General features: G+C 46.9%; 20 protein-coding genes and 1 pseudogene. 9 read left to right on the forward strand and 12 right to left on the reverse strand.

The window, feature by feature from the left end; genetic code table 11:
• The first annotated feature begins 8 nt into the window (after window positions 1-8).
• Entirely contained in the window at window positions 9-251 is a 243-nt protein-coding gene (locus CVT49_10290; protein ID PKK83093.1) for a hypothetical protein, read from the forward strand.
• Window positions 252-405: 154 nt separating this feature from the next.
• On the forward strand, window positions 406-744 hold the full coding sequence (locus CVT49_10295; protein ID PKK83094.1) for an anti-sigma factor antagonist: 339 nt from the start codon (window positions 406-408) through the stop codon (window positions 742-744).
• Between the two features lie 112 nt (window positions 745-856).
• Here the strand turns inward: CVT49_10295 and CVT49_10300 are convergent, their stop codons facing one another.
• Window positions 857-2,662, reverse strand: a complete 1,806-nt coding sequence (locus CVT49_10300; GenBank protein ID PKK83095.1) for a hypothetical protein — start codon at window positions 2,660-2,662, stop codon at window positions 857-859.
• Between the two features lie 47 nt (window positions 2,663-2,709).
• On the opposite strand from CVT49_10300, the gene CVT49_10305 reads away from it, so the two are divergent.
• Both CVT49_10305 and CVT49_10310 read left to right on the forward strand, forming a co-directional pair.
• Window positions 2,710-4,956 (forward strand): ATP-dependent DNA helicase PcrA, encoded by a 2,247-nt coding sequence (locus CVT49_10305; protein PKK83096.1) that lies wholly within the window; start codon window positions 2,710-2,712, stop codon window positions 4,954-4,956.
• A gap of 117 nt (window positions 4,957-5,073) precedes the next feature.
• Complete coding sequence (locus tag CVT49_10310) at window positions 5,074-6,075, forward strand: hypothetical protein (protein ID PKK83097.1); 1,002 nt, start codon at window positions 5,074-5,076, stop codon at window positions 6,073-6,075.
• Window positions 6,076-6,356: 281 nt separating this feature from the next.
• On the opposite strand, the gene CVT49_10315 is transcribed toward CVT49_10310, so the two are convergent.
• Window positions 6,357-8,624, reverse strand: coding sequence for a hypothetical protein (locus CVT49_10315; GenBank protein PKK83098.1), 2,268 nt, complete (start codon window positions 8,622-8,624; stop codon window positions 6,357-6,359).
• Window positions 8,625-9,267: 643 nt separating this feature from the next.
• Between CVT49_10315 and CVT49_10320 the strand changes: the two genes are divergently transcribed.
• A complete protein-coding gene (locus CVT49_10320) occupies window positions 9,268-10,785 on the forward strand; it encodes a cation:proton antiporter (GenBank protein PKK83099.1) in 1,518 nt (505 codons plus the stop codon).
• Between the two features lie 68 nt (window positions 10,786-10,853).
• Here the strand turns inward: CVT49_10320 and CVT49_10325 are convergent, their stop codons facing one another.
• From CVT49_10325 to CVT49_10335, 3 genes and pseudogenes are all read right to left on the reverse strand, one after another.
• Window positions 10,854-13,067, reverse strand: a complete 2,214-nt coding sequence (locus CVT49_10325) for a hypothetical protein (protein ID PKK83100.1) — start codon at window positions 13,065-13,067, stop codon at window positions 10,854-10,856.
• 138 nt (window positions 13,068-13,205) lie between these two features.
• Window positions 13,206-14,402, reverse strand: coding sequence for a hypothetical protein (locus tag CVT49_10330; protein PKK83101.1), 1,197 nt, complete (start codon window positions 14,400-14,402; stop codon window positions 13,206-13,208).
• A gap of 636 nt (window positions 14,403-15,038) precedes the next feature.
• Window positions 15,039-15,341 (reverse strand): annotated as a pseudogene (locus CVT49_10335) (hypothetical protein).
• A 405-nt stretch (window positions 15,342-15,746) separates the two neighbouring features.
• On the opposite strand from CVT49_10335, the gene CVT49_10340 reads away from it, so the two are divergent.
• Both CVT49_10340 and CVT49_10345 read left to right on the forward strand, forming a co-directional pair.
• The gene (locus CVT49_10340; GenBank protein PKK83102.1) at window positions 15,747-16,466 is read left to right on the forward strand and encodes a hypothetical protein; all 720 of its coding nucleotides are present in this window, start codon (window positions 15,747-15,749) and stop codon (window positions 16,464-16,466) included.
• Window positions 16,467-16,594: 128 nt separating this feature from the next.
• On the forward strand, window positions 16,595-17,578 hold the full coding sequence (locus CVT49_10345; protein ID PKK83103.1) for a hypothetical protein: 984 nt from the start codon (window positions 16,595-16,597) through the stop codon (window positions 17,576-17,578).
• Window positions 17,579-17,679: 101 nt separating this feature from the next.
• Here CVT49_10345 and recA read toward each other — a convergent pair whose 3' ends face one another.
• From recA to pgsA, 5 genes are all read right to left on the reverse strand, one after another.
• Window positions 17,680-18,717: a recombinase RecA gene (gene recA, locus CVT49_10350; GenBank protein PKK83112.1), complete on the reverse strand. Its 1,038-nt coding sequence runs from the start codon at window positions 18,715-18,717 to the stop codon at window positions 17,680-17,682.
• A 185-nt stretch (window positions 18,718-18,902) separates the two neighbouring features.
• Window positions 18,903-19,460, reverse strand: coding sequence for an RNA 2',3'-cyclic phosphodiesterase (locus CVT49_10355; GenBank protein PKK83104.1), 558 nt, complete (start codon window positions 19,458-19,460; stop codon window positions 18,903-18,905).
• A complete protein-coding gene (locus CVT49_10360) occupies window positions 19,460-20,704 on the reverse strand; it encodes a competence/damage-inducible protein A (protein ID PKK83105.1) in 1,245 nt (414 codons plus the stop codon). The genes CVT49_10355 and CVT49_10360 overlap by 1 nt, the downstream gene beginning before the upstream one ends.
• Before the next feature lie 35 nt (window positions 20,705-20,739).
• On the reverse strand, window positions 20,740-21,201 hold the full coding sequence (locus CVT49_10365) for a phosphatidylglycerophosphatase A (GenBank protein PKK83106.1): 462 nt from the start codon (window positions 21,199-21,201) through the stop codon (window positions 20,740-20,742).
• On the reverse strand, window positions 21,198-21,785 hold the full coding sequence (pgsA, locus tag CVT49_10370; GenBank protein PKK83107.1) for a CDP-diacylglycerol--glycerol-3-phosphate 3-phosphatidyltransferase: 588 nt from the start codon (window positions 21,783-21,785) through the stop codon (window positions 21,198-21,200). The genes CVT49_10365 and pgsA overlap by 4 nt, the downstream gene beginning before the upstream one ends.
• 250 nt (window positions 21,786-22,035) lie before the next feature.
• On the opposite strand from pgsA, the gene CVT49_10375 reads away from it, so the two are divergent.
• Both CVT49_10375 and CVT49_10380 read left to right on the forward strand, forming a co-directional pair.
• On the forward strand, window positions 22,036-22,482 hold the full coding sequence (locus tag CVT49_10375; GenBank protein PKK83113.1) for a peptidylprolyl isomerase: 447 nt from the start codon (window positions 22,036-22,038) through the stop codon (window positions 22,480-22,482).
• A 339-nt stretch (window positions 22,483-22,821) separates the two neighbouring features.
• Window positions 22,822-23,802: a hypothetical protein gene (locus tag CVT49_10380; protein PKK83108.1), complete on the forward strand. Its 981-nt coding sequence runs from the start codon at window positions 22,822-22,824 to the stop codon at window positions 23,800-23,802.
• A gap of 65 nt (window positions 23,803-23,867) precedes the next feature.
• Here the strand turns inward: CVT49_10380 and CVT49_10385 are convergent, their stop codons facing one another.
• Window positions 23,868-24,110 (reverse strand): hypothetical protein, encoded by a 243-nt coding sequence (locus CVT49_10385; GenBank protein PKK83109.1) that lies wholly within the window; start codon window positions 24,108-24,110, stop codon window positions 23,868-23,870.
• A gap of 167 nt (window positions 24,111-24,277) precedes the next feature.
• Window positions 24,278-24,652: a hypothetical protein gene (locus tag CVT49_10390; protein ID PKK83110.1), complete on the reverse strand. Its 375-nt coding sequence runs from the start codon at window positions 24,650-24,652 to the stop codon at window positions 24,278-24,280.
• Between the last annotated feature and the right edge of the window lie 25 nt (window positions 24,653-24,677).

The raw sequence follows: 24,677 nt of genomic DNA on the forward strand, positions 1-24,677 counted from the left end.
TCTGCATTATGCGGCTGGATCAGTATCTTTCAAAGGTCGGCTTAATAAAGCGCCGGACGCTGGCCAAGGAAATGGCCGACAGCGGCTTAATAAAAGTCGATGGAAGGCGGTCCAAGCCGGCGAGTGAGGTTAAAGCGGGAGATATAATTTCGATCGGGGGCAGCCGTCCCCTGACAATAGAGATCAAAGATATTCCGCTTGGCAACGTAAAAAAGGAAGAACGGGAAAGCTATTACAGGAAAATAGATTGAAGCAAAGGGTTTTCTTTGAAACGACATCAGCCGCTATCAACTTTTCCTTGATTTATTGCATAAACGTTTTATAAATTTGACCCAATTACGTTTTTAATGATAGCGACTTTATTTTTGGAAAAAGAATAAATTATATAGATACTGGAGAGTTACGATGAAGATTAGTGAAGAACAAAAGAACAATGCCGTCATTATTCGCCTCGAAGGTAAAGTGATGGGCGGCCCCGATGCCACCATGTTTCATGGCAAACTGCATGAATATGTCAGCGGCGGCAAAACGAAGATTGTTATCGATCTGGGCAAAGTGGAATGGATGAGTTCCGTCGGACTGGGTATGCTTATCTCGGCTCTCACTACCGTGAAAAATAATCAGGGAGAGTTAAAACTGGCAAATGTGACGCAAAGTATTCAGTCTCTTCTGACGATTACGCGGCTGGTCACCATTTTCAAAACATACGATTCGGTCGATGAAGCGATTGCTTCATTCGAATAACCGTCAATCCCGAAAAATAACAGCCTGTAATAATAAAACAGCGGCGGGCAAGTAACCCCGGCCGCTGTTTTTTATTGATTGGAACTTTTCGCTGCAGGACTGATTAATTTGACTAATCCAGCCGATTGTTTTTTGTAATGGTATCGAAATACTCCTGGGCCCTGGTGCTGTCGCCCATCTGCAGATAGGTCCGGCCCAGCTTGTCTCCGGCGATTATGGCATAACCATCGGACATCCTGAAGGCCTGCTCAAGAAGCCCGAGGCCATTCTGAACCTCGCCCATTTTGATTTTAATCTCACCCATCAGGGCCACCGGCAGATAAAAATCCGGAGGGCTGCATTGGCTCGACTGCACCGCGTATTCATAGGCTATATCAAATTTCTCCACCCAATTATTATATAGAGCGGTCGAGTAAAGGTTGATAAACCTCGGATCGGGATAGTACTGATCCGGGCCGCTGTAACCGGGTTTTTTCCGGAAAATGGTGAAAAGGTATTTATTCATATGATAAACCGGATAGTACCCTTTACGAAACCGGGATGAGAGGAAAAGGGCTTTCTCGGCTGGCGAGGAGGGCTTGGCCCCGGTCGAAAATAGAATCAGGTCAGGATTTCGCTGCATCAAGTATGGAATATTGTAGTTCTTTTCTTTCCAGGTCGATTCGATTCCTTCCATCGGCTGCGGATTTTTGGCGATGGTGCGGTCGGTCAGACCCAGCAGATCAATTACGACCGCATCGCTGTAATAGCTGAAGGCCCCGATGGTCGAAAGGGCAATCGAATAGTTGTCATTTCCCAACGAATCATGAATGACTTTGGTCCAGTAGGTCATGTTGTCCACCAGGCCGATTTCGGTTTTGCGGATACTTCGTATCCATTGATAGGGAATTCCGAATGTTAAGAAAGCGGTAATAAATATTGAAGCGGCAACGATGGCAAGATATCGGTTTTTTTTAATATGGTCCAGCAGACCGGACAGACCGGCAAAGAAAAGAAAATAAATGATCGGCATCAACGGCACGAAGAATCTGTGCCCATGAAGGACATCGCCGCCGATAAGTATGATATAAAATATGTAAGCTATCATGATAAATAACAGCAGGCGTAATTTGGCGGGAAGTTTCCCGAAGGCGATCAAGGGAACAATGATCAATACCCCCGCCAAACCGTACTGCTTGAGAAACAGCCAGACATAATTCAATCCCGATAAAAAATATCCGGCAGACCAGCCGGTCTTGGCATAAAATGGATTGGGCAGCCAGTCGCCATAGAATGAAAGTCTGAAAATGAAATGCGGGATAATCAGCAGTGCAAAAGCGGCCGCCATCTTTGCGATGGTTCGAAAGCTGAATGTTCCGGACGCCAGGAAATATATCATTACCAGGGCAAAAACCATCCCCCCTTCCGGCCGCGTCAGTGCGGCCAGCGCCAGTATGGCGATCGAAATATGTTTTTTTTCCGAGGCAAAATATAGTCCCCAGAAAACGAGGGCGGCAAAGAAAACCGTTTCAAGGCCGGATATCGACCAGTAGGCAAAGGCCGAATTCACCGCCAGAAGCGCCGGGGCGCCAAGGGCCGGCAGTTCGGATTTATCTTCGGGAAAGATCTTTCGGAACCAAATGTATGATAGAATCATGATCCCGGCGCCGGATAAAATACCTATAATTTTTGAGACAATTATATAATTCACGCCGAACCGGCCGAAGAGAGCCATCAGAATGACAAACAGGAAATTGGTATATCCCTCGACTTTTTCCCCCGGATTGAAAACCAGCCCGTTTCCACCGAGGAAATTTTTGACATAGCGGTATGAAATAAAAGCATCATCCTGCGTAAAAGTCAGCGACAGCGCATGGATGACATAAACCGCAATCAGGGCGGCCAGGATTATCAAATATAGAGGCTTAATTCTCGGCATGGTATTCAATTATACCTGTTAATCATAAAAAATTCAAGGCAAGGTGATTGCCGCTTGCGAAAAAAATTGATATTCTTATATTCCGGCTTCTTGAAGAAGGGTTTATGGAGCAGTTGTTGCAAAATCTCAATCCGGTGCAGCGCGAGGCTGTCACCACAACCGAAGGGCCGCTTCTGGTAATCGCCGGCGCCGGATCCGGCAAAACCCGGGTATTGACCAGCCGGGTCGCTTATATTCTGTCCCAACGGCTGGCCGCACCGGCCAATATCATGGCGGTGACATTCACGAACAAAGCGGCCAACGAAATGAAAGAGAGAATCAACTCCCTCCTGGGAGCGCAATTATATGATCTGACCGTTTCCACCTTCCACTCTTTCTGCGCCCGTCTGCTTCGCCGCGAGGCGCCCGAAATCGGCTATCAGCAGAATTTTACGATTTTCGACGAGGATGATGCCCAGGCGCTTATTAAAAACTGTCTCGATGAATTGAACATATCGCGCAATCAGTTTCCTCCGGCCTCGATGCGACGGAAGATTTCGGCCGCCAAAAACAAAATGATCGACTCCGACACTTTTGCTAAGAAAGCTTCCGGCTATTTCGAATCGCGCACCGCCCAGGTTTATACCCTTTATGAGGAACGTCTTCGGCAATGCGGCGCTTTTGACTTCGATGATCTTATCTACCGCAGCGTCCAGCTTCTGTCCGGCCGTGAAGATATCCGTAAAAGGTACCAGGAGCGGTTTAAATATGTCTTGGTGGATGAATACCAGGACACCAACCACACGCAGTACCAGCTTCTGAGATTGCTGATCGGCGGGCATCATAATATATGTGTCGTCGGTGATGAAGATCAGTCGATTTACGGCTGGCGCGGGGCCGATATTTCCAATATCCTCAATTTCGAAAAAGATTTTCCCGGCGCTAAAGTTATCAAGATGGAGCAAAACTACCGCTCGACCGAGATCATCCTCCAGGCCGCCTCGACCGTCATTGCCAACAATGTCAGCCGCAAAGGGAAAACGCTCTGGACCGAGGTCAAGAGCGGTGATCCTTTGAAGTTGTTCCTGACCGATTCGGCCGCCGATGAATCCGCCGCGATTGTGTCCGATCTGGAAAGCAATCTCGAACGCTGCCCGTTGAAAGAGACGGTCATACTCTATCGCACCAACGCTCAGTCGCGCCCGTTCGAGGAAGCATTGCGAAGGAGAAATATCCCCTATCAGATAATCGGCGGCGTCTCGTTCTATCAACGTAAGGAAATCAAGGATCTGATGGCCTATCTCAAACTCATTGCCAATACCAATGATGATATCTCGTTCCAGCGCATTGTTAATTATCCCCGGCGCGGTATCGGCGGCACTTCGATCGAAAAACTGGCGCAGTTCGCCCGCACCGCCGGAAAATCATTGTACGATGCATCGAAGATGGCCGGCCAGTGTGCCGAACTGGGCGCCCGCCCGCAAAAAATTCTCTATCAGTTTGTCGAACTTATCGAAACATTCCGCAAACTCAAGGAAGATCTCGATATCGCCGGTCTGACCCAGCAACTGGTCGATGCACTGAGACTGCTCGAGCAGTTGATATCCGAGGATCCGCTGGTCGGTCAGGGGCGGGTCGAAAATATCGAGGAGTTCATTTCCGGAGCGAATGAATTCACCAATACTTTTCCGGAACCAAATCTCGATAATTTCCTGGCCGAAATTTCACTCTATACCGATCTCGACAAGTATAAAGAAATCGAAGATAAGCTGACGCTGATGACTCTCCATACCGCCAAAGGCCTCGAATACGATTCGGTTTACCTGGTCGGTCTCGAAGAGGGCCTTTTCCCGCTGGCACGGGCCATGGAGAATCCGATGGAACTTGAAGAAGAGCGGCGTCTTTTCTATGTCGGCGCTACCCGCGCCCGCAAGTATCTGCAACTGGCTATGGCCACGGTTCGCAACCGTTTCGGCGAAATGGAATCGATCCCGTCCCGTTTCATCAAGGAACTGCCGCCGGCACTGGTGGAGACCATTGATCAGAGAAGCCACCACCGCCGCGAGTATGAATCACTGCGGCCGGTCGGATCGATTTTGGGCCGTGACCGAACCGAAAGCACCGGCATTCATTATGAATATGAACCCGAGGAAGCTATGCGGGAAGGACGCATTGTCCAGCATAAGACATTCGGCCGCGGCAAAGTGGTGCGGGTGGAAGGAAGCGGCGAAAGTCTGCGGCTGGAGATTTATTTTACCGGGGTCGGCCTTAAGAAAATAATGGCCAAGTATGCCCAGCTTAAGATAGTCGGCTGATTGATCATCAGATCATTTTTTATACAATAATTTTTCTCTCGTTCAGCTAATCATTCCCGAAGTCGATCCGATATACTACACATAGTCATTCACGATCTCAATGGAAAGGCAGCTTAGATGAACACCACAACTCCCAAAGAGTTAATCTCAAGTATTCATGAAATCGGCAGTTTGCCCCAGTCTCTTGCCGCGGTCTTAAAAGTATTAAACAATTCGTCGGCGGGGGCGGATGAAATCGCCGGGGTTATCAGCAAGGATGTCGCGCTGACCACCCGCGTCCTGAAAATGGTCAATTCGGCTCAATACAGCCGCCGTCATAAAGTATCAAAAGTAACCGAGGCGGTGGTCGTTATGGGTCTCAACAGCATTAAGATGCTGACCTTATCGAGTTCAGTATTCGGAATGATTCCCGATAAGGAATTGACGGAAAAATGCGACATCAAGCGCATCTGGCGCCATCTCATCGAAACCGCCACCAGTGCGCGGAAGATAGCCGAAAAAACCGGCTACCGCGATCCGGAAGAGGCCTTTGTGGCCGGCATTTTGCATGATCTCGGAATCATCATCATGCTTCTGTATTATAAGGAGAAGTATCTTGAGGCGGTCGATATCATGAAAAATGACAAAGCCGGGCTGATGGCCGCCGAGAAGAAGATTTTTGGTTTCGACCACTGTGAAGTCGGCGCCGAAATGATCAATACCTGGAAACTTCCCTCCAAACTGGCTTTCGTGGTTCAGCATCATCATCAATTCGATGCTTCCGGTCTGATGCCCGAGGACTCCGCGTTGAACAACATCATCGCCCTGGCCGACCGGCTGACGCTTGGCCCGTTCGATGATTACTATCCGGAACTGGAACAGAATATCATGTTTATCAGGTCGGCGAGCGCGAAGCTCAATCTTGACAGTGAAATGGTCAATGGCATCCGCAAGGATTCGATTCATCAGGCAATTGAACTGGCCGAGTATCTCGATCTCGATGTCGGCGAGATAATCGACATTCTCACCGAAGCCAACGAGCGGCTGGCCGAGTTGTATTTCTCGCTGGAGAAATTATATATCGACAGGCAAAATTTGGAGGGAGAGGAAACGGATCAATTAGTTGAGGTGTTTGGATAAATGCATTTTTGACACTTACCTCCTACATAGGCGGCCGGGCACTCACCCCGGCCGTTTTTTTTATCTGGCAATATATTTGTTATTTTCACGATGAATGTGTGGCAGCCTCAAACGATTTCGGGTCGGGAACGACTCGGAAGCTTGATTAAAGACGGGCAGATGTGGACATCTGCCGCGCACAGAATATAAAATAATAAATAGAAGATTTGTGAAAAGAGGGAACCCCGCCAAGGTTGGCGATGAAAAAAACGATTGTTGATTGTCAGGGGTTCAAGAAATAATTAATTAGGATAATAATTGTAGCAGCCGGCTAAAGGTGCAGATCCGCCTTTGTATAGATAATCTATCAAATAAGTAGCATCCAGTATATTAACTGAACAATCGGCATTGATGTCCGCTGCTGACATATGAGGCGGTGCGGCTCCACTTTTGTATAAGTAATCTATTATAAATGTAGCATCAAGGATATTAATCAACTCATTATCGTTGGCATCGCCGGGTTTGAATACCGGGACATTATGAGCCTCAAAAATATTCTTGAATGTCGAATCAACCGGGTAGCCAAATGTGCGCCAGCCATGAACAAATTCGTGTATATTCCAGCAATAATTATGGTCAGGGTTATCCGGCTGCGGGTCAAAATTTGTGAAGACATCAAAAATAGGGTCCCATCCATTCCACCAGTCAGCGGAGTTATAATCATTATTGTGACCCCAGATATTTCCACCAACATAATAATTGCCATCATCCACTAAATCTAATAGATCCCATAGTGATAAAGCGACGGAACCTTCGACATGGTCGCCTTCATATAAAGGATAAGGGCTAGATTGTGAGACTTGATCAATATATAGATAATATGGAACATCGGGCTTAGGGCGTTCTAGATTTAGCCAATATAGGGTATCTGGTATGGGATATGCGTAATTAAGTTGCACGCTTGATTCCATAACAAAGCCAGCAAAAAACGTGGCCCAACCTTCTCGCCAGGCTACTTGAAGATCATCCTTATTGACCTCGGTAGTGGGTCCCGTAAAAGTATGGGTTCCCCCGCAATTTGGAGCGCGTTCTGCAAAATCATCATGAAAAAAATGTCCCATTTCATGAAGAACTACCGAAGTATCCCATTGATCCCAATCATCACTAACACCTGATTCACTACCTTTAATTTTTATGCCCTTTATATTACCCATAGTATATGAACCGTAACTACTATTATCAAAACAATTGTCGCAATCAAGAAAGTAAATAGGAATATAGGGAGTACTAAAATTGGGCCATGCAATTGAAATATTTGAAAATCGGACTATATCTAACAAATGAAAGGCGGCGGCTATATTAAGATTATATACTGTGGTATAAGAATCTGGGATTGTATGATCAATATGGTATGGATTACAGGTTATTATCATCCATCCATGATTTCCATATGTTTCACCTAGACTAAAGTTGAAACAGCTATCTTTCGCGTAAAAAACATGTGCAAATTCATTTGCAGAATACGCAATGGTAGCCACTGTATCAGCATCCGTATAAAAAACAAAGTACCCATCCGGATAAGACCGTGCGACTTCTTCCTGCTCCCACTGAGATCCTGTCCATTTATACAAAAAGCAATCCACTCCATTTAAAACGAAAGGTCCATTTCCAAAAGCATCATCGTATTTAAAATATCCATCCAGTTTCCACAAGCCAATCATTTTAATATAAAATGCACCACGCCTAGATATAATTACTTTTATTATAGTATTATCAACTTCATCAGTAGTCATAATAATAAAGGAGGAATCCGATTCCTTTATATGTAATTTATCATCGTAAATCAGGTCGATTCCTGCAGAATCTACTTTATCAAATAGTATTTTCAAAGTGGAATCCATCGGATAGCGTATATGCAGTGTATCATTGTATTGAACAGTGTCGACATTTATGGATATGGTTTTGGGGAATTGTATTTTAAGATTATTCAATAAAGGTATGCGAGGATTATTATTATCAATTGAAACGATATAATCCGGGATTTTATCACATACAGCATCAACTACACTATCTTCGCTTTTTGGTATAAACATGCTTTCCGCCGCCCCTTGTTGTGGCCGCAAGTCGTAAACACATCCTCGAACGCTATTTTTTGTCTTAAGAGATTTTTTAAATAACTCAAAGTGAGTTTCAACAATTGGCCTAATTCCGACAATTGCATTCTGGACAACTCTAAATGATGCAGTAAATGAATATGTTTTATTATAATCAACAATACCCCACCACAAAGTATCTCCTGAAATATACTCTAAAGGACCCGCTATGTGCAAATAAGCCTTGACAATACGGGTTGTATCCTGTTGTTCATAAAAGGACTTCAGAATTGAGTCTTTTTCATAACCCAATTTAAACGACCATTTGACGTTAATGATGTCACCCACCATTTTTGGCTCATCAGTCACCTCAAAGGTGATATCGAAGTTTCTTTCAGGCAGGCTTGGCGGCGAAGTTTTGGCCAAAGTCGGCATCAAGAGTGATAACAACAAGATGAAGAAAGTTCTCTTTTTCATTTTATCTCCTTTCTTTTAATTGTGTAAATAAACGATAACTGTTGTGGTCACAATTTCACTGTCCACGCAACCCGCAATTTGTATCTTGTTATGTTTCATGATATTACATAAAATCCTCCCTTCATCAAATAAAGAATACTTTATTTCGCTCGCCTATAATTATACAGTATAATTACCATATTCTTCCTAATATCCAGGATCTTAAAAGAATATTGATCTGCTATGAGACGCCAAAGCTTAATATATAGAGCAATTAGAAAGTGTTTTGATACATCTGAAGAAAGTAATTTTATAATTTATCGCTGTTTTATTCCGAAAATATCCGGCATACCGGGAAGTGTGGCAGCCTCAAACGATTTTGGGTCAGAAACGACTCGGAATCGTTTGGGGATGCTGATTGTAGACGGGCAGATGTGGACAGGTCTCCTGAGCCTCGAAGGATCTGCCGCGCACAATAATACCGCTTTTCTAAGACGTCAGGAGCACAAGGCTCCTGACCTACATCTATTATCGCTAATATGCTCAATTAACACAATGTGTGGCTTGTAGATAACTTTTGCAAAAAACCTGCAAAAATTATCTTGTCAAAGCGGCGGAAATTGATAAATTGACCCAATATTTTATTTAGGGGAGATAAATAATTATGCCGCGAATAATGTCAAACAAGCGATTCACTCTGGTCATCGTGATCCTTTTCGGATACCTGATATATACTATGGCTTTCGGGCAGCATCAGCCCAACGCCATCCCGGAAACGACCAAGGTTGTTGAGCAGATGGCCGATTCAATCACATCCGATATCGAACCGGGCGCCGCCGAGCAAACGGAAGCGGTTGCCGGACATCAAACCACCCACGGCGAAAGCGGCGGTGAAGAAGCCGCCGGAGAGGAGCCGGCCAATGAAAGCAAGAACGAAGTGGCCGATGTGCTGCTTGGGTTGATTATTATTCTGCTGGCGGCCAAACTGGGCGGCGACGTTTTCGAGCGGTTCCATCAGCCGGCGGTTCTGGGCGAACTGGTGCTCGGGATGGTTATCGGTAATATGACGCTGGTCGGTTTCAACTTCTTTGAGGTGTTTCAGCACAGTTTGACACTTGAGGTACTGGCCGAAATCGGGGTAATTATTCTTCTCTTCATGGTCGGCCTGGAATCTTCAGTGGCCGAGATGATGAAAGTCGGCACCGCTTCGTTTATGGTTGCCACATTCGGTGTTGTCGCCCCGTTTTTCCTCGGCTGGGGGGTTTCGTTACTGTTTCTCCCGGAACATTCGGTTTATGTTCACATGTTTATCGGCGCGACCCTGACGGCCACCTCGGTTGGTATCACGGCGCGGGTTCTTAAGGATATCGGGAAGATTCGAACGCGTGAGGCCAAGATAATTCTCGGCGCGGCGGTTATCGATGACATCATGGGCTTGGTCATACTGGCGGTGGTGACCGGTATTATTGCGGCGGCGGGCAATGGCGGCGAAGGAATCAGTTCCTTCCAGATATTTATCATTATTGCCAAAGCGATCGGTTTTGTGGTCGGCGCCATTGTTATCGGTCAGTTCCTGATGCCGCATATTTTCAAAGTGGGCAGCAAGTTCAAAGTTTCGGGGGTGCTTCTTTCAATAGCCCTGATGGTCTGTTTCACACTGGCTTTCGTGGCCGATCAAATCGGCCTGGCCCCCATTGTCGGCGCCTTCGCGGCCGGGTTGATTATGGACAAGCTTTATTACAAGGATTTCACCGACCGCGGCGAGCATCATATCGAGGAATTAATCGAGCCGATCGGCGTTTTCCTGATACCGATATTTTTCGTCCACATGGGCATGAATGTCGATCTGGTCACTTTCGGGAATACCAGCATCCTCCTGTTCGCGGGTGTCATGACACTGGTGGCCATCATCGGCAAACAGGCCTGCTCCTTGGCGATTTTCGACAAGTCCATCAACAGGATGGCCATCGGACTGGGCATGATTCCCCGTGGCGAGGTCGGCTTGATCTTCGCGGCGATTGGTTCCAAGCTGGTGCTTAACGGCGAAAAAATTATCGATTCCGGGACATATTCGGCGGTGGTAATAATGGTCATGGTAACGACGCTGGTGACTCCGCCGCTCCTGAAAATTTCTCTTCTGAAAGGCGATAAAAGAAAGCAGGCGGCGGCACAGAAGAGCTGAGACTGCAACCGAAAAATAATAAAAGGCCGATATGACTTATCGGCCTTTTCTATTTATTGTAAGCGCTGCTATTTCCAGCGCTCCAGTTCCGGAATGAGGCCGGTCTCGATATCGACTCCAATGCCATAATTGTTATGACCGAAAGTGCTGTCGGCCCTGGCTGGAATATACCAGAATTTATTATCGGCGGCCGTCGGGTGAATAGTCTCCGTGCTGTCGGTAAATGAGTAATACTTATCTTTGCCGCCGATATCGATAAATCCGCCGATTGATTTCGAATCGGAATAGTACGTTACCAGCGGCGAAGGTTTGGCGTAGTATTTTTGGAAATCGACCGCACCCAGTCCGAGCGCGTTCTCTTTAAGGCGGTATGTATCATCGCCGCCGATATCGATAAGAAAGGCATTGGAGCGGATCTCGGCGCATCCGATCGAGATCATTTTCGCCAGGTAAGAATCATTGCCGCCGATATTGATCAGGAAGGCATTGGTGTAATCCCAGCCGAAACCGAGTGCCGCTCCGGCCGTTTCATAGAGTTCATGTTTGTCATTGCCGCCCTCATCGATCAGGATGCCGTTGCAGAAATGCGCCCCTGATCCCTGGGTGAAATAGCATGATTCATAGATATCGTCACCGGTGCCGTCATAAGCAATGCCGGTCGCAAACCAGTAGCCGCATCCCAGCGACCAGTTGCCCGAAAGGTAATGGTCATTGCCGCTGAGATCGATAATGGCCCCCATGCCGCCGGCCCACGAGTGGCCGTCGGTAATATCACCGCGCCGTCCGGAACCGACCCCCTGAACACTATTGCCGTTGATCTTCATTTCGGAATGATAATCGGAGAGGTCAAAAACCTCGGGCGACGGCTCACCTTCATAAAAATCATCACCGGAGTAATCGGCCAGCACGCCGATACCGCCGCCGACACCGCCATAGCCCTGCCCTGAACCGTATATGTAAAAACTGTCAATACCGGCAACATCGAAACACAACCCGATTCCAAAATAGCCGCACCCCTGACCGGACAGTTCAGCCTTATATTTGTCGTTGCCTTCCATGTCGAAAAGAATACCGACGCCAAGCAGGCCGCTGCCCTGGGCATGATTCTTGCCGATATAAGTATCATTGCCGGAAGCATCATAAAGGATGCCGATGCCGAGAATGCCGCTCCCCTGGTCGGACATGGAATCCGGCGCGATGTATTTGTCATCCCCACCCAGATCGATATGAATCGAAACCGGATTATAGAAATTTTTCGTAACACCGCATGAGCGGTTATACTCGGTGTTCCCATCGAAATTGACGGCGGCCAGGATGTTTCTGCCGTTGCCACAATAGGCCGGCTTCCCGGAATCAGTACAGAAAATAATATCGCCGTAAGCGGTCGGTATCTCAAAATCTTCGAATTTTTCCAAACCATAATAATGTTTAAGTGAATCAGCGGTTTCCTGAGTGATGGCGGCCGCTTTCAGAGCGGCATAGTGAAGCGAGGCATAATCTATCTGTTTGGCAATATCATCGATTTCAGGATAATAAACATTGCCGTCCGACTGGGTTATAGCCAGATCATTGATATCATAAATGCGCTGCATTTTTTCAGGTGAGCAGTTTCGCAGGGCAAGATTTCGCCATTTTATGATGTCGGCAAGGTTCAGGATGAATTTCCCGATGATAAGCCGGGAGTTGACGGATAGTGCCGAATCAAGCCGCCGGGCTTCTTCCACCGCCTTTTCCCTGTCATGGAGAATGCCCAGTTGCAGGATTTCACTTTCCTGAAGAGTGCTGCTTCGCGGGTCCATTCTGTCAAGGACAGACTGGTCATAGGGCGAAAAGATGCTGTCAATTTGCTCATAAGCAAGTAATGAATCGATCGCTTCTGAAATGGGATGGGCCGAATCGGTGATTTTCATCAGATTTGGCGAGTAATTACGAAAACCGCCCAGTTTGCGATCGACGCCGAGCGAGTAAGTCAGATAATACAAGGCCAGCGAGCTGGTATCCAAGAAAGTTGAGTCCATATATTTTTCGACGGCTGCGGCCATGGTCTTGCTGTAGTCATATAATTTGAGCGGTTCGGCAAAAAGATCATCGAAAGAAGTCAACCGGTAAGGAATGTCAAGCGGAAAGCGGCTCCAGTATCCTTTCGGCTGGTAGCCGAGATCGGCGCGGGAAAAACCGGCCGAATCAAGAACCAATTGGAGAATATCGGCCCTGTCCCCCGCCAAAGTGAATTGGCAAAAGATGACTATTGATATTATCAACATGAATATAACTTTCCGCATTATTCCTCCGGATTATTTGAATATTAATTCCTGATTATAAGCGGGTGATGGCGGCATTGGCAAGCTTGAACTTTTCGGAAGTACATAAAAAAAGCTCCCGGAAAACCGGGAGCTTGATATAGAAATATTCTAATCGGCTTAGAACATGTTGTACTTGAACGAAACCTGGTAGTTCATTTGCTGGCTTTCGCCGGAGATGAAATTAAAGCCGTTGATGATGATTTCAGGATTGATCTGGGCATCGATCATTAAATTGCCCCAGTGGAAACCGGCGCCGAGATATGTTGAGTTTGAAACATAGCTCCACTTGTATTCATTTGTAAAAGCCGGATCGCCGGTTGAATAATAATCAGCCGGATAATCATTGGTTTCTTTCTCATTCTCCCAGTATGATGTGGCGCCCATGCGAAGATCCATCCAGTTGAAGACGACCGCATCAAGACCGATTTTGAAATATGGCAGGGTAAACCAGGTGGTTTTGTATTCGCGAGTTTCATACTCCAAAGGATCAGAACCGATAATATCATCCACTTTCTCTTTATCCTGCTCGAAGGCGATACCAAAGTCGGCAATAGCCAGGATTCCGGCAGCAGGAGTAAAATTGAGACCGAGGCCACCGTCCATAACCATCATCTTATATTCGTTCATATCGGTGACGATATCGAAATCGGTGGTTTGATCCCAGTCATTATATTCCTTATTGGCAACTTTGCCATACATGAATTTGCCATGGGGAACGATGGTCATTTTCTGATCGACTTCATGGAAATAACGGCCCTGGAAATAGAACATCATATTGCCATCCGGCTCGGTTATATCATGGCCGTTATACCCTCTATCGGTCCATGACAAAAGCGCGATACCAGCGGCCAGATCCACTTTGCCCTGGTTCATGGTATAACCGAAGTCAAAGGCATAACCGTTGGTTTTTTCTTCGGTCATATCAGGCTGACCGTTCCAGGTATAAAGGGAATCTACGTCCGCGGTAAAAGAGCCGTGAAGGTACCCGAAATGAAAACCGAACTTGTTTTCACCCAGCATGCGGGCATAGAAAAGGTCCATACGATTATTACTGACAACATATTCCTCAAAGCTGGTCAGGAAATAAGGAAAATCGGAGCGCGGCTGTTCGACGCTGAAATACATTCCCAGCACAAACGGCTTCTTCTCGCCAAACTTGTAATGCAGGCCAAGATTTGTAAATGAGCCTCCATCGCCATCAAAAAAATTGTAATGGCCAAATTCACCAATGGCCAGTTCGGGATAATCATAAAGGGTTGACGGGAACATCCAAATGTTGTTGTCGTCATGGACGATCATATTGGCATCGCCCATGGTCAGGGTTCTGGTCTGAGTCGCATAACCTGCTACTGCGGCAAGCAAGCAAATAAACAGGGTAGAAATTAGCACTCGTTTCATAATATTATCCTTCCTTATATAAAATAATAGCCCTTCAAAATCATACTAAGACTTTGCACAAATGGTTGTTAAAAAGATACTGATGACTCACCTCCTTCCCACAAATACTTATCCTGTAATAAGATTGAGTTCCCTCTCTTAAAATATTAGTCGCTAATAAACGATTTTTTGGAATGACGTCAACAAAAAAATTCAAAAAACGCAAAAATATTAAAGCGTATAAAATGCGGAAGCCATTGATTCTATTGTATTTAGAGTGGACATAAATACAAGATATTGTATTAAAAGGCAATAAAAAACCCGATCGGTTAAGCAACGGATCGGGTCGAATTATAAAAAAATAATATTAAATTATTTTTTATATGCACGCGTTGTGCGCTTGGCAGCGGCGCGGCGCGTTCTGGATATTCTTCTGACCGGCTTGGCCTGCATGGGCCGATTCTTGCGGTTGGTCTTACGAGCCTGCTTGCGAACCGTGGTTTTCTTATAAGCAGCCTTGCGGGCTACACGACGGGTCGTGGTTTTTTTCTTGGGCTCATATTGGAAGAATTCTTCCTTCCGGGCCGGTTTTCTTTTCGGAGTAGCTTTCTTGACTGTCCGCTTCTTGGGAGCGTACTTGCGGGTAGTATTTTTCTTGGGAGCGGCCTTCCATGAAGTGCTCTTCTTACTCGCGACCTTGCGGGTAGTTCTCTTTTTCGGAGCGGCTTTGCGGGTAGTTCTCTTTTTGGGAGCGGCCTTCCATGAATTGCTCTTCTTGCTCGCGACCTTGCGAGTAGTTCTCTTTTTCGGAGCGGCTTTCCGAGTGGTCCTCTTCTTCGGAGCAGCTTTCCAGGTGGTGGCCTTCTTGGAAGTCACCTTGCGAGTTGTTCTCTTCTTAGGAGCAGCTTTCCGGTACGTGGTTTTCTTTCTCGGAGTTGGCATTTGGTTTTCCTCCCTACAAGGGGTAAAAAATAATGTTAACAAACCTGATTTTTCGGTTTGACAGTCTGTCTTCTTATCGACACATATTCATATTTGTTTAGTCTTTAGGGGGCAAAAAGATGGGCCATGCGCCCGGATTTTTCATGGGTCGTCCAGGCCGCAAGAATCCCCGAAAGCATCTTGATAAAGCTGAACTTGCCATACGATCATAAAAGATGTGAAATCAACTTCATAATTGCCGCTCGATTTGCCATATATGCGCCCGCTTGCATGATGTCGCAGCCTTCATTCTGGTACCGGACGGACGCCACACACAAATCACCATGTCGTTGTATTACAATGATTTATCTACTCATTTCCGTGACTGCGGGAGAAGGTTCGGCCAAAGGCACATTGTTTGCTCAAAGCAATTATGAAAGCGAAAAAGAAGGAGACTACATGTTGGATAACAAATTCAAGTGCGGTTTTTGCAACGAACAACTCGAGTCCGGAGCCGAGCCGAAAGTGCATAAGGATTCCAACGGATATTATATAAATACGCTGTCTGAAAATGTTAAGGTTTACTTCGATGATTACTACCAGTTTTTATCCAAGGTCTATGAAAGGTGTCAGGAGGAGATGGATGACATTGAAGCCAAGATGTCCGGGACACCCAAAAATCATGTTGAAACGCTTTCATATTTAAGAGCCAGGAAGATTATTATTCAGATTACACAGAAGACGGCCAGGAGTTTTTATACCGACGGCACCAATTTCGGAGTCATTATGACGCCGTGGTGTTTCGGGACGGTAATACTGGAAAAGGTTGAAATTTACCGCGAGCGGCTGGCCCGCGGCGATGTCGATGACAGCAATATTCCCGAATTCGCTTACTACGTAATTAGATACATGGACGAGATATATAAAAGGGTGCTTCTGGATATTTTCGATTTCCCGACCGACGCCTTCAAAATGCGCTGGCAATACAGCGAACTGCTGAAAAGATATTCCAAGGTTTTGTCAAATATAACTACCTCCCTTAATTCGGTTCTCACGATGATCAAAAACTATGGCACCTGATATTAGTCAGGTTTTTTCTCCCTCCTATAGGTTCCCCCGGGCAATCCTGACCGGGGGATTTTTTTAAGTATTTGGGCGGTTTAGCCGATAAAAAAGAGTAATAAAGAAAACGACAAAATGGCTGATTTATGGCTGTAGATTTAATAAGACCAAATGTCGGCGCCAAATATATGCCGATCTACCTCGAGTCGCTGAGAATTGATACCGTTCTCAGTTTTGATTTATTCATCAAGATCGGCAATGAGATGATTCTATACCGCTCGGCCGACCTTCCGTTCACCGAGAAAACACGCACTAAATTGGTGGAGAATAAAGTCACACGGCTTTATGTCTCCAAGCAATTTCGACAGCAGTATCAGAAATACATCGAACAAAACCTCGATAAGATTCTGGTTGACCGGCAAATTCCGGAGCCGAGAAAAGCCGGCATTTTGTATGAAACCTCCAAGACACTGATGAAAGACGTTCTTGAGAATCCGACCTATGGCGACAATATCAAGCGGTCAAAGAGCATGGTGTCCAACACGGTCAGCTTCATTCTCAAGGGCCAGGCGGCCTTTCATAATCTCCTGAAAATAAGTTCTTTCGATTATTATACATATACTCACTCGGTCAACGTCTGCACGTTTGCGGTTGCTCTGGCGCAGCAGGTCGGCATGAAAGACGAAACATTCCTTCATGAACTCGGAACCGGCGCGCTGCTGCATGATGTCGGCAAATCGAAAATATCCGAACGGATTCTCAACAAGCGCTCGGCGCTGACGACCATGGAATTCGAGCTGATGAAAAAACATCCCAAGTGGGGGGTGGAAATCCTGTCCGGAACCGACCTGATCGATGCTTCCTCATATTATCCCGTCCTGCAGCATCACGAGCGCGGCAACCGGTCAGGGTATCCCAACGGATTGAATCTCAGTGAAATGCATGATTCCAGCCGCATCGTGGCGATTGTCGATACGTTCGATGCCATGACGACCGAGCGCGTCTATCAAAAGGCCAAGGATACTTTCCCGGCTCTGAAGACGATGTTCGAATTGAAAGAAGAGTACGACCAGAAGCTTCTTAGGACATTCGCCGAACTGATGGGCCCCTCCGGCCTGGCGAATGTGTAATTACTAATTACCAATCCCCGACAATTTAAAAACAAAAGGCAGAACTATATATTGCCGTCGGCAATATCATCCTGCCTTTTATTTATAAAAAATATTTTCGATTACTCTTCTTCCACTTCCTCTTTCGCTTTGGCTGTTGGCGGGATCATGCCCAGTTTCTCGCGGACGGCGGCGTCAATCGCCCGGCAGATATCATCATTCTCGTCGAGAAACCGCTTGGCCGCTTCGCGCCCCTGCCCGAGACGGTCCGGACCATAACTGTACCATGCGCCCGATTTTTCCACCACATCATGATTCGAGGCCAGATCGATCAATTCGCCGGTATGCGAAATCCCTTTGCCATAGGTGATATCGAATTCGGTTTCACGGAACGGCGGCGCCACCTTGTTTTTCACCACCCGCACGCGGGTGCGGCTTCCGACCACTTCGTTGTTTTCCTTGATCGAAGCGATCTTGCGGATATCCAGCCGGATCGTGGCATAGAACTTGAGAGCATTGCCGCCGGTGGTCGTTTCGGGATTACCGAACATGACGCCGATTTTCATGCGGATCTGGTTGATAAAAATAACCGCCGTTTTCGATTTGGAAATGACCGCCGTCAATTTACGAAGCGCCTGTGACATCAACCTGGCCTGCAAACCCATGTGGGAGTCACCCATCTCACCCTCGATTTCGGCCCGAGGCACCAGCGCCGCCACCGAGTCGATAACAATAATATCGATGGCGCCGGAGCGGACCAGGGTTTCGGTGATGTCGAGCGCCTGCTCGCCGGTGTCGGGCTGGGAGATCAAAAGATTATCGACATCGACGCCCAGTGCCTTGGCATAAGTGGCATCGAAAGCATGTTCGGCGTCGATAAAGGCCGCGATTCCGCCCTTTTTCTGCGCCTCGGCGATAAAATGAAGCGCCAGAGTCGTTTTGCCGGAGCTCTCCGGCCCATAAATTTCGGCCACCCGGCCGCGCGGGACACCGCCCACCCCCAGGGCATAATCGAGCCCAAGCGACCCGGTCGGGATAATATCCATCACAACCGCGGCTTCATCACCAAGCCGCATGATCGAGCCTTTACCGAATGATTTTTCGATCTGCTGAAGGGCGCTTTCAAGCGCCTTTTTCCGGTCAGGTGTTACGACCGCCATTTTCACCTCGCTTTTATTTACATTCTTTTTTGCCAAGACCATAACTCCGTTTTTTTATAGAATTATATCAACTTCAATTATCAATCAATATCACATTTTCAATCTATCCAACAAATATATACTAAAGGGCACTGTCAAATGCTGTCAGTAAAAAATAAAAAAGGCGATTTTTTTTGAAGAACCTATTAATTGGGCAATTCCAATTCAAAAAGGCGCTCATAAATCGGGCCGCGGGGAGTCAGGGTCGATTTGAACAGCACAATCTTATTCAGAATAAAATCTTCAGGCCGGCCCTTATAATTCTCTATTGCCCGGGTTAATTCAGCCAGACCGAAAGTGTCTTTAACACGCCCCAGGGTCAAATGGCTCTTAAAAGGCCGGTTTTCCTTCTCAAAGCCAAGTTTTTCCATCTCGTTTTCGATATCGGCGGCAATTTTGGCGAGAATATCGACACCCTCCGATAACCCGGCCCAGATAACCCGCGGCTTTCGCAGGTTCGGAAAACCGCCCAGTCCCTCAAGACGGGATTTTACCGTTTTATGGCCGACGCCGACCCGCTTAATACTCTCAATAATATTATCAACTTTCTTCTCGTCGGTTTCGCCCAGGAATTTCAACGTCAGATGAATATTGCCTGAAGCGACCCATTTGACACTGGACCGACTCTGTTTCAGGGCCAGAATTATCTTACCGAGGGCTTCCTCGATTTGAGGCGGTAAGGGCATGGCAATAAAAAGGCGCATCACTCGATCTCCAGGATGGTTCGGCGAAGCATTTCAAGGGCAGCATATACCGACCGGCCGCGATTGGACTGGCGGTCACGCGACATCATGAATTTTTTCGAGGCAACTCCTTTTTTAGAAGCCACTGCGATAAAGACGGTCCCGATCGGTTTCTCATCGGTGCCGCCGTCAGGGCCGGCGATACCGGTTATGGCGATACCATAATCGGTCCCTGCTTTCTGTAAAATACCGGCCGCCATGGCTTCGGCTACCTCGCCGGAAACAGCGCCGAATTTTTCAATAGTTTCGGCCGGAACACCCAGAAAATCTATTTTCGACCGATTGGAGTAGGTGACTTCCCCCTGGAGGAAGTATTTCGATGAGCCGGGAATGTCGGTGATTTTTCCGGCCAGAAGTCCGGCGGTGCATGATTCCGCGGTCGAAACCGTCTCGCTCCGCTCGGTCAGCAGCTTGCCGACAACGCTTTCGAGGGTATCTTCACCTTCGCCATAAATATATTTCCCGGTTAACTGGCGAAGTTGCGCCACTATTTTATCGCCCGCCTCGTCCGCCATTTCCCGGGTGCCGCCGGAGGCGATTACCCGCAAATCGACCCCGCTGAATGACGGCAGATAGGCCAGCCGGACATTTTCGGGAAGTTTTATATAAGGAGCAATTTTCTCGGCCAGGGCGGATTCGAAGATCCCGGTTGTCCGCAGTTTGTGAATTTTTAGATGCCCCTGCTTGACGAGATGTGTCTGGAGGTAAGGTATTAATTCTTCATCGGTGATAACTTCCATCTCGCGCGGCACGCCCGGCAGCGATGCGAACACCTTTCCCCCCTCGACAATCACGATACCGACCGCCGAACCGATGCGGTTGGGAAGATAGACCGCCCCCTGCGGCAGCAGAGCCTGATTTTGATTAATCGCAGGCATCTCAATACCCCGGGCGGCGAAGCGCTGTTTTAAGTCATCAAGGACGTCTTCATGAAAGACCAGATTTCTTTTGAATACTTTAACGATGCCTTTTTTGGTGATATCATCATCGGTCGGCCCCAGTCCGCCGGTGGCAATAACCACATCGGTCCGCTTGAGAGCCTGAAGGATGACTTCTTCCATCCGCGTCAGATCATCACCGACGGCAGTCCGATAGACTACACTCAGGCCGATTTCGGCCAGCCGCCGCGCGATATATGGAGTGTTGGTATCGACCGTATGTCCGGTAATGATCTCATCGCCAATGCTGATTAATTCGACGTCCATATAACTCTGTGCTCCTTTGTATATGATCGGGCGGACTAAATATACAATTTTATTATATATACAATCAAGTGTGTCGAAAGATTAGCCTGAATCCCGGCGACGACATCATCAGCCGTAACGCCCCATCCCCGCGGAAGCTTCTCGGCGACATTGGCCGGCCAGATTTTGACGGCATCAAAACCGCGAAAGGCGACAAAAGCAATAATATAATTCAGCAAAGAGAACGGCACCAGTATCAGCGTGATGAACATACCAGCCCATTCGTCGATAACGATTTTTTTGGCATCATGACCATAAATCGGCTCGGCCAGCGAAGCCAGCCAGACCGAGATTACGGTCAGGGCGACCGCTCCGATTATGACGGCATGGCTGTTATCCCCGACCAGAAAATAGGCGATCAGCCAGGCCGGGATAGTGCCGGTTGTTCCGGGGACGATTTTGCTATAGCTGCTATAGAAACCGGAGGCGAAAAATTTGATGAGGAAGGTCTTATTCATCGCAGAACGTTCTTTATCATACTGTAGTATTTAAGGGAATAATCGAAGCCGGTATAGACGGTCAATAGAGTAACGATTCCGAGAATGATATCATACACCAGTTGATGATCGAAGACAAGCAGCGAACTCAGCGGGCTGGGGTAAATCTGGAATACCGAATCCAGCGTTATTATCAGCATAATAAATGAGATAACCGTCATCTGCAGGACTGTTTTTACCTTGGCCATGGCCGATGCCGGAATGACGGTTCCTTTATAGGCCGCCAGGGATCGAAGCCCGGTTATGTAAAAGTCGCGGGCAATAATCAGGACAATCATCCATGCCCGGGCATAGCCCATCGAAACCAAACCGATGCAGGCAGCCGAAACCAGGATTTTGTCGGCCAGAGGATCCATGAATTTCCCGAAACCAGTAACAATGCCGTATTTGCGCGCGTAGTGGCCGTCGAAAAGATCGGTCACGGCGGCAATGATATAAAGAATGAATCCGAATATCCGGCTGTAGGCATTATCCACCAGAAAGAAAGACATGAAAATGGGCGAAAGAATGATTCTCGCCAGCGTTAATTTATTGGGCATATTCATGATGAGGGTGAATTTACGACAAATAAACGAGCCTGTCAAATGCAAACCTTTGGTCCCGGAATGAACAAATTTTATTAAATTTGCCCCATTTTAAGCTTGGAATTGCCGTCCGGCGTCGTATATTCCCGTTTATCCAGTAGATGGATAAAAGCAATTTTCCGCTGCCGGATAAAATAAAGATTTAAGGAGATTGAAATCGATGAAAAAGCTTGTTTTCGGTTTGATGCTGATCGGATTGCTGGCGGTTTTAATGACGGCATGTTCCAAGGAACGACGGGTCAAAGACGGCGACACGATCAAGGCCCATTATACGGGAAATTTCGAGGACGGCACCCAGTTTGCCACGTCCTACGGCAATGAACCGGTTGAGTTTGTTATCGGCAGCGGCACCTTTATTCCCGGTTTCGAGATCGGCTTTATCGGCATGGCCGTCGGCGAAAAAAAGTCAGTGACCATTCCGCCGCTCGAGGGTTACGGCGACATTCACCAGGAATTGATCGCAACCATTCCCAGGGCGGTTTTCCCCGATTCTGTTCCGGTTGACAGCGGTATGCAGTTCGAGATGCAGCGCCCCGACGGGACGCCGTTTACGGTTTTGATAACCGGTGCCAAGGACGACTCGGTTATGGTCGATGCCAACCATCCGCTGGCCGGCAAAACGCTGGTTTTCGAACTGGAGCTGGTCGAGATCAAATAAGGCGATGAAAGGGACAAGATTATATTCAAATTCGGGGTGGTGGCTCAACACCGTTGGTTTTGCGAAATTCGAGCTAAAGTATTTGGGGATTGACAATCAGAATGATATTTGATATATTTATCTTAGAGTATTAAAGGTATCGACCTCAACCTTCACCGCCACCAAGAATCCTTGTGAGAAGAAGCATCCATTTTTAATGGATGCTTCTTTTATTTATTGGTAATCAACATTTAAAACCAATTGGTCATCACTTCGGTATGTATATCATGCAATGCTGAAAAATTTCTTGCTTAATGTTTAATTAATACATATCTTATCTCAACTGTCGCGGAGGTAATCATGAAGAGTTTTTTGTTCATTGTATTATTATTAATTTCTTACGGCCCGGCCGAATCGCAATCGGAAATGCTGGTCATGCATTCCCGGAAGACTGTCACCGTTATGGGCATGGGCGGGTCAGAAGTCAATATAACAACCTGGATGAACGTCATTGGGTCGCGCGAAGACAAAAAAGGCAAAGCGACCGGTATGATGGCTATGATGTCGGACTATCTTCCCACCGAAAACGGGGTTTCTTTAATCCGCCTTGATAAGAAACTTGGGTGGAATATCGACTCTCTCGGAGAATGCCGGGAAACAACCCTGTCGGCATACATCCCCGGTAAAGAAGACACATCCATGGCGAAATATGAGATATTCAAGACCGCCGAGTCAAAAAAATCCGATAGTATTATGAAAACAATTGAGTGGGTCACCACAACCGACTCATCGGATACGGTGGAGATCGTGAATGGGTACCCCTGCCGGTTGATCACCTGCCGGTCGGCCGCGCCCGATTCGGCCAAATCGCGGGACGAAATGATATTTTCATATAAGCTGTGGTATAGTTCTGAGGCCCCCGGAGCCGACATCTATCAGGAATATCAAACGGAATATAATCGGCTGACCGGATTCGATAACAGTCAGGCGCTGGCCGCTTTGGCGACGGAGATCGGTCCTCTTGGCGCTCCATTAACAAATTTCGCCGGCTTGAGTTTCTCCGCCAGAGGGATACCGATTAAAACGGTCATGGAAGTTATTATGCCCCAACCCGATTCGGCAGGGAGCGAGAATATCGCCGACAGTTCCGATTCATTCGGGAAGGATGATCCTCAGATAGCGGATATGATGACTCAGATGGCTGCCGCTTTCAAGAAGATGATAAAGTCGAACGAAGACGGCACGATGACAGTAATGACGACCTGTATCGAATATTTTGATATCAGGACGGAAGAATCAATCGACAGCCTCTTCGCCCCACCACCGGCGTGCGAAGAGTGATTGCGTTGATTATTAACCGATGTATTTTATAGATGCCCCGGTAAAAATATAACTTCCGCGCTTAGTTAACTCGGAAATATAAATTTATTGGCAAGTACCGCGGCGACTGAAGCAGCGACACCTGTCATCAACATTGACATGACAATTCGTGGAACAGTCCGCTTCTCCTTGGGAATCCAGATGATGTCATCCGCTATTGACATCACAATCCCGCCTATAAACCACGGTAACCATATATTACCGATTATTCTTTGAAGAATCATGGCCACAAAAGCTCCCGCCGCGCAACTTATTATTCTTTTATCCAATACAATCCCTTTCTCTTAAGATATAAATATAATAGCTCGGGTTCCGAATGAGTCCTCGGACGAATGAGGAACCCGACAAAATTCCATCTCAAAAAATGTCGGGTTTCTCGCTCATTCGCTGACGCTCATGATCTCGGACCCCGACCTGCTATTGCTACGATTGCTCATTATTCATTAAGGTGGTGGTAATATTCTCGTATTCTTTCGTAGTCGGATCTTTCCTGACCGTATTTTAGATATTCCATGTAATGTTTTCGAGCTGTCTTCTGGTCATTATTCCACAACGCAATAACCATTTTCACCAGATGACCGCCTGGTGAGTTTTTATCCATTTCAAAGAGAACATCAGCCAATGAAAACGCAGAATCAAATTGTTGTTTATAAATATATGCTAATGCCAGACTTTCGGTTATATATATATGTTCAGGTGAAATCCTTTGCGCTCTTTTAAGGATTTTTATAGCCATGTCATATTTTTTGTCTTCTATTAATAATTGACCCATTTCCTTCATAAGTTCACTGTTGTAAGGTTTTAAGGACATCGCTTTACTGTAATATTCTTCAGCG

The sequence above is a fragment of the candidate division Zixibacteria bacterium HGW-Zixibacteria-1 genome (assembly GCA_002838945.1).
GTDB lineage: Bacteria > Zixibacteria > MSB-5A5 > GN15 > PGXB01 > PGXB01.